Here is a 214-nt window from a genome sequence, read left to right on the forward strand (position 1 = left end):
AAGCTACTTTGCACCAACTAAATGCATTAATACCTGAGCTTTCGGTTTCAAATATTGAACGAAGTTTAGAATTCTATTTGGAAATTCTTACTTTCAAAATTGAATATGAGCGACCAGAGGACAAGTTCGCTTTATTATCATTAAGTGATTGTCAGATAATGATAGAAGAAGTAAATGGTCACTGGGATACTGGGAAGTTATCTTACCCTTTTGG

1 protein-coding gene is annotated in these 214 nt (G+C 34.1%); it reads left to right on the top strand.

What is annotated here, in order from left to right; translation table 11 throughout:
- The coding region (locus tag JI666_RS22310; RefSeq protein WP_524535781.1) for a VOC family protein at positions 1 to 214 on the top strand (214 nt) is incomplete at both ends.

The organism is Bacillus sp. NTK071, from assembly GCF_017303315.1.
In the GTDB taxonomy this organism is placed as follows: domain Bacteria; phylum Bacillota; class Bacilli; order Bacillales; family Guptibacillaceae; genus Guptibacillus.